Annotated in this window: 6 protein-coding genes; 2 read left to right on the top strand and 4 right to left on the bottom strand. The window is 48.9% G+C overall.

The window, feature by feature from the left end; all coding sequences use genetic code 11:
* Positions 1–325 precede the first annotated feature (325 nt).
* From AC0VYG_RS03950 to AC0VYG_RS03935, 4 genes are all read right to left on the bottom strand, one after another.
* Entirely contained in the window at positions 326–616 is a 291-nt protein-coding gene (locus tag AC0VYG_RS03950; protein WP_475431050.1) for a hypothetical protein, read from the bottom strand.
* 326 nt (positions 617–942) lie between these two features.
* Positions 943–1,698 (bottom strand): invasion associated locus B family protein, encoded by a 756-nt coding sequence (locus tag AC0VYG_RS03945; protein WP_475431048.1) that lies wholly within the window; start codon positions 1,696–1,698, stop codon positions 943–945.
* Positions 1,634–3,376 (bottom strand): ShlB/FhaC/HecB family hemolysin secretion/activation protein, encoded by a 1,743-nt coding sequence (locus AC0VYG_RS03940; protein ID WP_475431047.1) that lies wholly within the window; start codon positions 3,374–3,376, stop codon positions 1,634–1,636. The genes AC0VYG_RS03945 and AC0VYG_RS03940 overlap by 65 nt, the downstream gene beginning before the upstream one ends.
* A gap of 16 nt (positions 3,377–3,392) precedes the next feature.
* Positions 3,393–9,560, bottom strand: a complete 6,168-nt coding sequence (locus tag AC0VYG_RS03935; RefSeq protein ID WP_475431045.1) for a GLUG motif-containing protein — start codon at positions 9,558–9,560, stop codon at positions 3,393–3,395.
* 588 nt (positions 9,561–10,148) lie between these two features.
* On the opposite strand from AC0VYG_RS03935, the gene AC0VYG_RS03930 reads away from it, so the two are divergent.
* Positions 10,149–12,125 carry a sensor histidine kinase gene (locus tag AC0VYG_RS03930; protein WP_475431044.1) on the top strand — a complete coding sequence of 659 codons (1,977 nt, stop codon included), beginning with the start codon at positions 10,149–10,151 and terminating at the stop codon, positions 12,123–12,125.
* A gap of 4 nt (positions 12,126–12,129) precedes the next feature.
* Positions 12,130–12,822: a response regulator transcription factor gene (locus tag AC0VYG_RS03925; RefSeq protein WP_475431043.1), complete on the top strand. Its 693-nt coding sequence runs from the start codon at positions 12,130–12,132 to the stop codon at positions 12,820–12,822.
* Positions 12,823–12,889 lie beyond the last annotated feature (67 nt).

Raw genomic sequence — 12,889 nt, 5'->3', positions numbered from 1 at the left:
GGTAAATTCAATTGAAATATTAAGAGTCTAGAGGTAACACCGAAGAAATCGCACACCAGTGCTTCCTATTAGTCCTTTTTCTCTAACGCTTTCATGGCTTGAGAAAGTTTCTGATATATAATTGCCAGACCTTCGACGATCTTGCCGTTTTGATTGATGAATCAGTCAATATTTATAATCATTTAAGGCCGCATTTAAGTCTTAAAATGAAAACATCAAATCAAGTGCGGAAAGAGAAAGGCCAGCTACAGAAGCTGGCCTAACAACAGTCAACCTATTTTAGGACGAGACAATTCGTGGGAATGCCTCAGGCCTTGACCCACCATCAAAGATGATAAAATCGCCGATAGGAGTATATTTTCCTCAGCTTCAACGCCCCAAAAACAATAATCAAACCAACGGGGAAACACCCAAAGGCCCCTACTATTATAAAGTAAATACCCAGTGTTTTTTTTTTCGTATACTGCAAAATTGCACCAATAAATGCCACCCCAAATAACAAAGCCATGATCCATGCAACGACATCAGATACCATATTATATGGTGCCAATGAAGCTAAAAAAACAAACCCTGTAATCACAAAGTTTATAAATAAACCAATCCAAATGATCCACATAATTTACTCGCCAAAACAGCTGAACGATACAAAAAATTCATTTTACAATTTTAATCAAAATAACGTATCTCATTAGATTTTTGTATGGCAGTTGACCTATCGATCAGGGTAAAAGTGTGAATACCTTATTAGCATCCCTGCCGCTTAATTTTTAATCTAAATAGATACTTTATGATAAAAATTACAGCTCAATTCTTAATACACCTACGGTGTATCAGTTAAAAACACATTTTTCCGTCTATTTTATGAGCAATAACATCAAACTTGATTGTCTAAAAGCGCTTACTCTATCAACCTCTGGGGAAAGCTTCGCCCCGAGCTTCCTATTAGTCCTTTTTCTCTAACGCTTTCATGGCTTGAGAAAAGCCCATCCAAGAGACTGGAATGCCAATCTTTTGCCCATCGGCGCTAATAAAGCGAAGCTGTCCTGTCTTCCCTGCACTCATCTTCTTACGCATGTTGTTGTCCAATGTTGTCATAGCCACACACCCCCCAGGTAGACAGCGAGTAAGAGCAAGGTCGAACCCCGCCTTTTCTTTACCATTGGCTTTACCGTCTATCGATACATGAACACGACCAGGAATAGACACATTGGTCGGCAGCACCGTCGTCACCCGGTACGCTTTTTGACCAGGCAAACGCCCAATGGCCATTTGCATTAATGGACGTGGCTGCCCTTGTACTTGCGCTGATTGCACGATTTCACAGCTATCCTCACCAGCCTTATTGTTTTTACCCTGTACAGACGAAGGCAGTCGCACACAATGCAATACCCAATTTCCATAGGTGGCGGTCGTATCCGCTGGCTCAGTTGATACTGGGGTAGGGGTGGCAGATGTTGCCGCCAACACAAGCGGTGAAGCAACCACCAAGGTCGCGGCGCACAAAGCCAGCGCCGTATGAAACACACTAAAACGAACGTTTATCATCACTCTATTTTCACTCTCTAACGGGTTAAAAAATCTCGCCCTACTGCCATCACGGCAGTGGGCGATTGCTTTGCTTTGCATAAAGGCGTCAGAACTGGGCCAGCCAGCGTAGGTTGAAGCGATTTTCCGATGGGCCATGGTTTTGATGCCCATGGGCGTATTCCATCGTTAAGGTTGTGCCATTTGAAGAGCCTATTTGAGACACCCCAAAGCGCAGGCCTATCCCAAACGCGTTGGCATAGGTGGTAGAATGCTCCACGGCCGTCGCGTGTTCCAACGAGGTCACCCCCGTCGCGCCAAAAACATAAGGGGCCACAGCCGTGCCGAACCTTGAATGAGACAGAATGCTTGGCAGGACAAGCGGTAAGGACAATTCACTGCGTACCATGGCCCCCGAATCGCCCATTAATGCCCCCCCCTCAAAAGCGGATAGCCCATCAAAGCCCCCCAAGCCAAACTCCTCAGAGGAGGCCATCACATTACCAAAAGAGGTTTGCGCCTTGCCAAACACAGACCATTGTATTTGGTTATGGGCAAAGCTTTGCGAATAGTGGCTGTTGATTTCCAGCTTAGTGAAGTCCGGTGTCGCACCACTGCGAGACATGGGCAATGTCGTTGTTCCATGGCGCGCGCCTAAACCGTCTAATCCAAAAGACGCCGTGGCGCTACCCGAGAGAAAACCACCCCAGGGAGTGTACAGGTTGGCATTTTGGGTCACACTCAGCACACGAAGTTTGTCTTTGCTCAAATTCGTGTGACGCACGTCTGTGTCGAATATCTGTGTTTCGTTTTCGATACCCAAACCAATCTCTGAGCTGGTGTTCAGATTACGACTGCGGATCCAGCTATACCCCACCTTGGTGGAAAAACGTTGATAGTGATCAAGCACGGTATAACTGAGATCGGAGGTGGGATGAGTGTGACTGTCCACCCCTTCCACGTTCAGCCACAACCCATTGATGGACAGAGGCAAGGTAAATCCCGCCACCATCTGGCGGTTACGTGGGTCGCTGGTGAACACACTGTTTTTGCTCCCGGGATAGCCCCCTAATTGCAAATACTCTACGTCACCCAGCCCCAGAGTATTGTTAAAGTTGGCTCCGATACTGGCACTGTAATGCCCCAGTCCCTCACCAAGACTGTTATCAAAGGAGGCACTGAGTGCCACGGGCTGGTAACGTCCATCCACCACGATGACCGTGGAGCCTGGCGCCTTGCCCGCTTTCAGCGTGGATTTCAGCAGCACACCTGGGACATCGCCCGCCAGCAACAAACGCCGTTCCAGTTCGCCCTTGGTAAGAGCATGATTGCCCACCAGAGGCTGCAACACCGCTTCAATACGACGACGTGTGGCCCCCTGAAAGGCGGAAGCATCAATGCTTTCCACATAGCCCAGGGTCACAATCAATTTTAGCGGCATGCCGCTTTTAAGCGTCTGCGGTGGCAAGGTGACGCGAGCCAGTAGATAGCCCGCTCGCACGTAGGCGGTTTCCAAGGCCCGGGCCGCCGCAAACAGTTCCGCTCCGCTCACTCGTTTGTCTTTGATAGTCGCCGCTATTTTGGCCGTCGCCGCTTGCAGCGCCGGTAATTGCCCCTCGACCACCAACCCTGAGGGGGTGACGTACAGCTTATCCGCCCCCGCTGGGGCCGTGAGGCCAGACGTTGCGGGCAAATTCAGGCTACCTTGTGCCGGGCTGGTCACCGGCGGGGCATAGCTTGGCTGCGTTACTTGGCTGGCCGTCTCTGCAAAAACCGTCACAGGAATAACCAAGGCCAATCCCGCCATAACCAGTGCCGAAAGCGTGGGAGTCAGTTTGTTCGATACCATCATAAATCCATCTCAACCTTTAGTTAGCGCTGCAAGAAATTGCATTATCAGTGCCCGAAAAACACACCGCACCCGACAGGTGAACGTTTTGTGTGCTCATAACAACCCCTTGTCCATTGGTATTCGCACCTGTAGAGGAAGCCCCATTAGGATAATCAGTCACCGACTGACGCCCCACGCTGGGAAGCCAATAACCAACGGGAACAGAAATTGGCTGATTGACACTTAAACTGGCATTCGGCTGGACGCTAGGTACAACACCCACGGTCAACTGACCGGGCGCATAAGTGATGGCATAATTACTCGACGTCAGACCCGACACGTCGATGGTATAATTGCCCACATTGATAGCCCCTTGCGAGCTGCCACCATAGACCAGTTTCCCACTCAGTGCCGAACGAGTTTCATTGTTCACAAAGCCTTGGTAGGTCACGCCATTGCCACCGCTATACGCCAAACCATCGTAAATTTTGCTCGCATTATTAGCCGTGACCGTGAGGTCGGCTGGGGTCACTTCAAACTTCCCAGTCACATAGTGCAAGGTGTAATTGCCATGCGCGGCACCCGTCAAAGCGCCATCACTCGCACTCGCCGTGTAATCCGTGCCGACGTTCGATGTTGCGGTCGCCGTGGTGGTATAACTCAGGTCCGTCAGGTTACTGTCACTCTGGCCGTTCTTCCAACCCGATGCTTTAAACTCATAAGTCGGACTCGAACCATAGTTCTGATGCCCTGCGGCGGTCACCGTGAGGTCGGCTGGGGTCACCGCAAATGCCCCGTTCACATAGTGAAAGGTGTAATTGCCATTCGCAGCGCCACTCAAAGCCCCGTCGCTGGCCATGGTTGTGTAACCCGTGCCCACATTCGATGTGCCAGTTGCATTGGTCGCCACCGTCACATCCGACAACAGGCTATTGCCCTGACCGTTCTTCCAACCCGAAACCTTATAGCCTAACGTCGGCACCGTGTCGCCATACACCATATTGCCATTGTTAGCCGTGACCGTGAGGTCGGCCGGCGTGACTTCAAATTTCCCAGTCACATAGTGCACGTTGTAATTGCCTTTCGCAGCGCCACTCAAAGCCCCGTCGCTGGCCGTGGTCGTATAATCCGTGCCGACGTTCGATGTGTGAGTGGCATTGGTCGCCACCGTCACACCCGACAACAGACTATTGCCCTGACCGTTCTTCCAACCCGATACCTTATAGCCTAACGTCGGCACATTGTCGCCATACACCATGCTGACATTGTTAGCCGTGACCGTGAGGTCCGCTGGGGTCACATTTGTAAAGCTGACAAACCGGGTTGCACCGCCCCCCATGAAAGTTCCGCTCACCCCACCCACATTGCCCGTATAGGTGCCAACATTGCTGGTCGCGGAAGGGCTACCGGAGATAACAGGCGTGCCACTTATTGTGTTCCATACTCCCGCACCATAAGTGGTTATGGTTGGGGATGACGCGCCATAGACCATGCTTCCTACATATCCGACCACACCGGAGACGCCATAAAGTTCGGGTCGATGACTCGCATCAGCCGGAGCCCATATGGTCCAATCAAACCCCGTAAAATTACTGGAATCCTTCATTTCCGCCGTGGTCAGACCTGTCACCGTCGTTAACGATGAGTTGGTGTTGCTGCCAATACCCATGGATTGATCTGCGGTCTCGGTATTCCAATAGGAATGGTTGACCGTGCCGCCGTGGTAGTTACCTCCCAGAAGGCCGCCAACGCTATATCCTTTGCTACCTTTCTTTCCCGTCACCCCCCCAGTTGCATAGGCGTTGCTGATAGAACCACCATTCCCTCCCACAAGGCCACCGACGTAGCTACTTCCTGTCACTGCCCCTGTCGCATAGGCATTGTTGATGGTGCCAGCATTCACCCCCGCGAGGCCACCGACGTAGTCATTACTTCCCGTCACTGCACCAGCCGCATAGGCATTGCTGATGGTGCCTTGATTCCCCCCCACGAGACCACCAACGAAGTCATTAGTTCCCGTCACTGTCGCCGTCGAATAGGCATTGCTGAGGGTGCCTACATTTCCCCCCACGAGGCCGCCGACGTAGTAGTAATTAGTTCCCGTTCCCGTTCCCGTCACAGACCCAGTCACATAGGCATTGCTGACGGTGCCAGCATTCCCCCCCACGAGGCCACCGACATACTGTTGGCCTGATATGCTGCCGTCCTCAAGACCCACATTTCGGACTGTCCCATCTAATCCCACACCACCGAACAGACCAACACCACCCGTTGAAGGTCGATTAATAGTAAGGTTAGAAATAACATGGCTCTGACCATCAAAGGTGCCCATAAACATAATGGCAGAATTGTAATCCGAAGAAGCAGGAACTTCCCCCAACGGTACAAAACCGCCACTGCCCCAAATACCGGAAGAGTCAGTGCTGCTGGTTGCACTGGCGTCGATATTACCCGTCAGGGTATAGTTGCCTGAAAGATTGGTGTTGATTAACGCCAGTTGATGTAGGTTGGAAACCGCGATAACCCCCTCTGCATTGGGGCTGGCCGCTTCCGAACGCAAAATAGGTCGCATATCCGCCGTTTGATACCAGGTATTCGTAAAGTTCCAACCGGTATAATTGCTACTATTTCGGGCTTTGTCCGTGGTTAGACCTGTGGCGCCCACCACAGACGAAACGTTGCCAACAGCATTCGTTTTGCCAGTGGTACCCATATCCCAAAAGGATGAAGTGATGGTCGCATTGCTATAGTTCCCCCCCACAAGGCCACCGACGTTGCTATTTCCCGTCACTGCCCCGGTGGCATAGGCACTGATGATGGCACCGCTATTGTACCCGGCGAGCCCACCGACGATGCTATTTCCCGACACTGCCCCGGTGGCATAGGCATTGCTGATTTTGCCGTCATTGTACCCCGCGAGGCCACCGACGGAGGTACCATTTCCCTTCACCGCCCCGGTGGCATAGGCATTGCTGATGGTGCCAAAGTTCACCCCCACGAGGCCACCGACATAATCGCTCCCCGTCACAGCTCCCGTCGCATAGGCATTGATGATGGCGCCGTCATTGTCCCCCACGAGGCCACCGACGAAACCATTAGTTCCCGTTCCCGTCACTACCCCGGTCGCATAGGCATTGCTGATGGTGCCTGCACTCCACCCCACGAGGCCACCAACACTATTCCGACCTGATATGCTGCCGCCTTCAAGGCCCACATTGCGGATTGTCCCGCCGGTTCCCACAATACCGAATAGACCAACATCACTCGTTGAAGGTCGATAAATGGTAAGGTTAGATATCACATGGCTTTGGCCATCAAAGGTGCCAGTGAATTTGGTCGAACCGTTGCCCAACGGCACGAAGCCATCACTGCCCCAGATACCGGAAGAGCTAGCGGTGCTTTGGGTTGCACTGGCGTCAATATTACCTGTCAGGATATAGTTGCCGGAAAGATTGGCGTTGGTTAATGCCAGCTGGTGTAGGTTGGAGACCGTGATAACACCCTCTGCATTAGGGCTGGCCGCTTCCGAACGCAAAATAGGTCGCATATCCGCCGCTTGATACCAGGTAGTCGTAAAGTTCCAGTTGGAATAGTTTGAGCTATGATTGGCACTATCACGCATTTGCGCTGTAGTCAGGCCAGTACCGCCCGCCGAACTGGTTTTGCCAGTGGTATCGGTATCCCAATAGGATGAGGTGATGGTAGCAGAACTGTTATAGTTGTACCCCACAAGGCCACCGACATTGTCTCCGCTTGCCTTTATAAACCCCGTCGCATAGGCATTGCTGATGTTGGCAGAATTGTACCCCGCGAGGCCACCGACGTAGCCATTAGTTCCCGTTTCCGTCACTGCCCCGGTGGCATAGGCATTGCTGATGGTGCCAAAGTTCTCCCCCACGAGGCCACCGACGGAGCTATACTTTTCCCCGCTTCCCTTCACTGCCCCGGTGGCATAGGCATTGCTGATTTTGCCGTCGTTGTCCCCCACAAGGCCACCAACCTGACTATTAACTCCCGTTCCCGTCACCACCCCCGTCGCATAGGCATTGCTAATCGTGCCATCATTCCCCCCCACAAGGCCACCAACACCATAGCTGCTCCCCGTCACCGCCCCGGTGGCATAGGCATTTTTGATGGAACTGCCATCGTCGGCGTATCCTACGAGGCTACCAACACTAGATTGTCCTGATATACTCCCCCCCTCAAGGCCCACATTGCGGATTGCCCCACCTCGACCCATATCACCGAATAGGCCAACAGAATCTGTTGAAGGTCGATGAATGGTGAGGTTAGAAATCACATGGCTTTGGCCATCAAAGGTGCCAGTGAATGCGTTAAACTGTTTACCCAACGGCGCAAAACCTGCACCGCTGTTCCAACTCGATGTCGCACTGGCATCAATGTCTTTGCTCAGGGCATAAGTGCCTGCAAGGTTGGTGTTAATGGCCTGAAGATTCGCCAATGTATTAACCAACATATACGCAGTGGCCGTGGTATCCGAGCCCATATTGCCGGAATAATCTGTGGCAGAGGTGTAGCTGCTTGGGTTGTAATAAATGGCCACTCCACCCGGTGCCGTGGCTTTAGCGTTTGAGGCAAACGTCACCGTGCCGGTGCCAGTGCCCGAATTATCCGAACGCAGCACGATTTTAGACCCAGTCCCGCCAGTAAGGGCCGCATTGACATGAATATTGTGATAGGCCGACAATTCCAGGGTCGAGCCGCTGTTCCAAGTCACATTGTTGACCACCGTGATATCGCCAGCTTGTGAACCCGCAGAACCAGCTCTGCCAGTGGTGATCAACACATTGGCACTGCCCAGGGCGGTTTGTAAGGTGGTGACATTGATCACACTGTCATCGCCAGTGGCGCTGGTGCCGTTGGAATTTGACGCCGTGCCACTAGAAATGGTGATGTTATAAGGGTCCAGTAACAGGGTACCAAACCCACCCGGGCCGCTTAAATCAGTAAAGCCATTGTAGGCCAGGGTCGCCTTGCCCGAGACTTCTGCATTCCCCCCCTTGCCTGCACCTGCGCCGCGGGCGCTGATCAAGCCATCAAAGGTGGTCAAATCATTCGACCAAACCACCACCTTGCCGCCTTTACCGCTTTGGCTGGCGTCAGCACGGATCACACTGGTTGCATCCACGGCCGTGGTCTTCGCCCGTTGGGTGTTGCCTTTGCCTTGGTAATCACCGCCAATCTTAACCGAACCGCCACCAGTAGCACCGGACGCATCGATCGTCGCGCCGTTCAAGGCAATGTGTTGACCGGTGACGCTAATTTGGCCGCCTTTTCCAGTAGCAGACGTGGCTGTCACCTGACCCGAGACAGTGACGTTGCCGCCTTGCCCGCCACCGATGAGGATGCGACCATCGTGGCCTGAGACACTATTGGCTTCGACAACACCGGATAAGTTGACCACATGACGGGCCGCATTACGGGCGCTGGCCACTGAGATCAATACCGTCCCACCATTAGCAGAGAGGGTCCCCGAGTTATCGATCAGCGCGTCTTGGCCGTTAGCATCCGTTTTGCTCGGCAGTGCTACCTGCAAAAAACCATCGCCAGACAAGTTAAGCGTGGCTTCCTCACCGGCGCCTACGCCGATCCGACCCAAAGGGGCCGCTATCAACCCGCTGTTGGTCACCCGACCGCCAATCAGGGCGGCATAGCCCCCTCGACCCACGGTGATAATGCCCGCATTACTAACCCCCGCCGACGCGCCCGTGCCTTTGAAAAGAAAGTGCCCCTTCAAAAAGTCTTTATCAGCGATATTCAGTGTGGATGCCACAAAGCCGCCACCGACTTTGACTGACCCAGTTGAGGTAATGGCAATGCCATTGGGGTTGATCAGATAAACCTGACCATTGGCATGAATTGAACCGGCGATAGTCGATGTGGTGGCCCCTGTGACTCGGTTCAAAATCGCTGATCTGCTATCCGGCTGAATAAAGTGGACGGATGCGCCTTTGCCAACCGAAAAACTTTGCCAGTTTACAATGGCTTTATCCGAACGCTGGGTGACAGTGGTGGTATTCCCCGAGGTCCCCATGGAAACCTGGCCGGCGGCAACCGACCCGCCAGTCGGTAAGGTCGCTGCCGCCAACACGGGCTGCACGGTCATAAAATAAATCAGGACACCAACGACACATCGTCTGGTTTGACCAGACAGTGTGACCACCTCGTATTTTTGAATACCCATTCAACTCTCCGCTGTATTGAATTTTGTCTCTGGAATGCAGGCTTATTGACACGGTACTGAAGCCTATTAGCGCGCTAACCCAAGCGTTCCCCACCAGACGGCGGTTATGTAACTTGTTTACCTTTAGTCATTAGCAATGGCATCTTACTAAATAAAAAAAGGTTAAAGCTGACGAAAGCTGACAAAACGAAACTTTTTCTTACATGCTATTAACATACTCCTCTCCCCCTGTTACGATGTTCTGAGTCGGAGCCTAAAGCAGAGTAAGCAAGGAACAATGCAAGAAGAATAGAAATTAAGAGAGTAAGACTCTGTTCAACAAGATGTTACCCATTCCGTTGGGTATAGGGGGTTATGCCTTGATACTCATTTTATTCTGCTGATTAAGCTCTTCTTCAAAAGTTTAAACTTTATAGAACACAGCATTCCGACTTAGTCCCTAAGTATTAAGCAACGCTAATAGAAAAAATGGACTCATTGTGTGATACTTGAATTAAACTGACGGGCAGCATGGACAATCAGTAAAGGATGACTTTTTAGCTAGCTGAAACTAAATTGCTCAATCATTCAGAAGTCTTTAGTCAATTAATGTATACGTTTTATCGATTCATTACCGTTCTTTTCACTCTCATTATTTCTTGGAATGCCAATGCTCAGAGCATTCCCATTCAAGCGGGAATCAACACCCTGCATCTAACGCAAAATATCCAATACCTTACCGATAAAACAGGGCAACTAACCCTTAAAGATATACTGAAAAAAGAAGGCGACTTTACATCGGTTACCTTTCCCTTTGCGGCAGGTTTTTCTAATAATGCATACTGGTTTCGCGTTACTTTACAGCGCGGTCAAGGTGCCGCTAAAGATTGGTTATTAATCATTAATCCGACATATTTAGACAGTGTTAAATTATATACACCTTTGGGCCATCAAAATTACTCACAGAGCGAAGTGGGCGATTTACTGCCTACTGACCGACAAAATAATTCTGCAACGCTCTCATCATCAGAATCCAGATTTATGCAGTCCGTAAAGGTACCGTTTTCCCTTCCCATTACCCTAGCAAACACCCAGCCCCATACATTTTATATCCGTCTACAAACCAACAGCTCCACTACTTTGCGGCTTACTTTACAAACACCAGCTGAGGCCATATTTACAAGTACCAGGAAACAAATAATATCTGCTACGGCGATCGGTGGGTGGCTCATGCTTTGCTTCTATGCTTTGATCATGACTCGCCTGACCCAAAAAAAAGCCTATGCGTTAAGTTGTATTCCTCTCCTTGGCTGCATTACCCTTACGCTCGTTAAGAGCAGTATCGCGGCGCAATATATTTTCCCTGACCACCCCATGTTGGTTCATTTACTTGGGCCAACCAGTGTCTGTGTAATGCTCTCTGGGATTATTTTGTTTTTTATGTCCTTTTTCCAAACAAGCCAGAAATCCAAATACATACATTGGTTTTTGCAATTTAATTTGGTATTTAACCTAGTCTCTTTTATAAGTTTATTTATAGGAAAATCATATCTTTTATTTGCACCTTTCATGTATCAAATATCTTATATAACCTTCCCTGTATTATGTTTTATTATATGGAAGGGGGTAAAAAATGGTATTGCAGGAAGTCGCTCGCTTTTTGTAGGTTATGTTGTTTTCTTCATGCTCAATATCTGCGCCATTTTCGCTGCAACCTATCATTTATCAACCCCCGCGATATTTCTTGATATGCCAGAAATAACGTCTTTTATTTTTATTTTCATGATATATCAAGGCTTATATCAAAACAAAAGAGCAGAGAACGTTGCAAAGAGAAAACTAAAAGAACAAATACATTTCGCTGAAAAAGAAGCCGAGCTAGAAAAAACTAGACGAATCAATCAGTCACATTTTATGACACTCGTTACCCATGAGTTAAAAACGCCACTGGCTGTTATTGACAGTATCATACAAACGTTACCCATCGAAAAAATTGACATTAGCCCTAAACTTGCAGAGCGTCACACTCGAATCCAAACAGCAATTTCAGAACTCAATGCATTGATCAACAATACTCTTATTTCTGAGTATATGGATTTTGATAACCGGTTGTCTAACTGTAATGAAACCAATATTAATGACATCATTAAAAATATCATCAATCATTCACCTGCTAATGCCAAACAATACATAATCAACACAACCAGCAACATCACATTAAAGGTTGATGCTTTCTTGTTTCACTTGGTATTAAACAACCTAATAATCAATGCATTAAAATACAGAGCGGCGGACTCATCGATTTCAATAAGCAGTACTAAGACTTATGAAAACGGCAGAGAAGGTGTACTAATTTCAATAACTAACGATTATCAATGTTCACATAAACCAGACCCAGACGTATGGTTTGATAAATACTACCGTCAATTAGATAAGCCAAATATACAAGGTTTTGGTTTAGGATTATACTTGGTTAAGTCCATTGTTGAAGCTCACTCAGGATACATTCAATGTCGAGTGATAGAAGAAGCACCTATTTGGAAAGTCACATTTAACGTGTGGTTTCCTTTTACTGAAAAAGATTAAAAATATGGCACGAATTTATTTTGTTGAAGATAATCCCATTTTGCTAAATAACGGTTTATTGTGGTTAAAAAATGACGGGCACGATGCTCATGGTGCTAGCTCTTATGAAGAGCTGCTGACATTAATGAGCATTCAACGCCCCGACTTAGTGTTACTCGATTGGAATCTCCCTGGAGAGGATGGCTTATTCATTGCGAATAAGCTAAGAAATGACCCTGAAACAAAGAACCTATGTATTATCTTCGTCACCGCCCGCAATTCCATTAACGACAAAGTTTCTGGCCTAGAAAAAGCTGACGCTTACATTGCTAAACCCTTTGATTATCGTGAATTACTTGCCACTATTCGAGCCTTATTACGAAGAACCACTATTCATAGCATTTCACCTGACGAAAACACATGGTTGCATTTTCCCCAGCAACGAATCCTTCGAAGGCCGGATGGGCACGAGCTGGATATAACGGAAAAAGAAAATATTATTATTCAGCTTTTTGTCCAAAACGCTGGCAAAATTGTCTCACACGAGTTGATATCTCAGGCTCTCAATGAAAACCCTGTCACATATGATAAAAATCGTACAGAGGCACTATTATCTCGTTTAAGAAATAAATTAAAAACAGACAACAAAAACCCGATTCGCAGTTTTCGCAATAAGGGCTATCAACTTATGACTAACGTTAAAATCATTAACGAATGACATGAAACGCTTCTTGGTCATTGATACATTCTAAAAAGACCATACTAGGAAACCTGGATAAAGCCAC

This window comes from Marinomonas sp. 63XJN7_7_ISO-PGPR-S23-202, assembly GCF_056173505.1.
The sequence above is the reverse complement of the archived record's forward strand: the minus strand, read 5'-3'. Positions and strand labels throughout refer to the sequence as shown.

Bases quoted from the DNA above. Each gene is read 5' to 3' on its own strand.
- AC0VYG_RS03950 (WP_475431050.1), bottom strand. From the start codon at position 616: ATGTGGATCATTTGGATTGGTTTATTTATAAACTTTGTGATTACAGGG.
- AC0VYG_RS03945 (WP_475431048.1), bottom strand. From the start codon at position 1,698: ATGGGCATCAAAACCATGGCCCATCGGAAAATCGCTTCAACCTACGCT.
- AC0VYG_RS03940 (WP_475431047.1), bottom strand. From the start codon at position 3,376: ATGATGGTATCGAACAAACTGACTCCCACGCTTTCGGCACTGGTTATG.
- AC0VYG_RS03935 (WP_475431045.1), bottom strand. From the start codon at position 9,560: ATGGGTATTCAAAAATACGAGGTGGTCACACTGTCTGGTCAAACCAGA.
- AC0VYG_RS03930 (WP_475431044.1), top strand. From the start codon at position 10,149: ATGTATACGTTTTATCGATTCATTACCGTTCTTTTCACTCTCATTATT.
- AC0VYG_RS03925 (WP_475431043.1), top strand. From the start codon at position 12,130: ATGGCACGAATTTATTTTGTTGAAGATAATCCCATTTTGCTAAATAAC.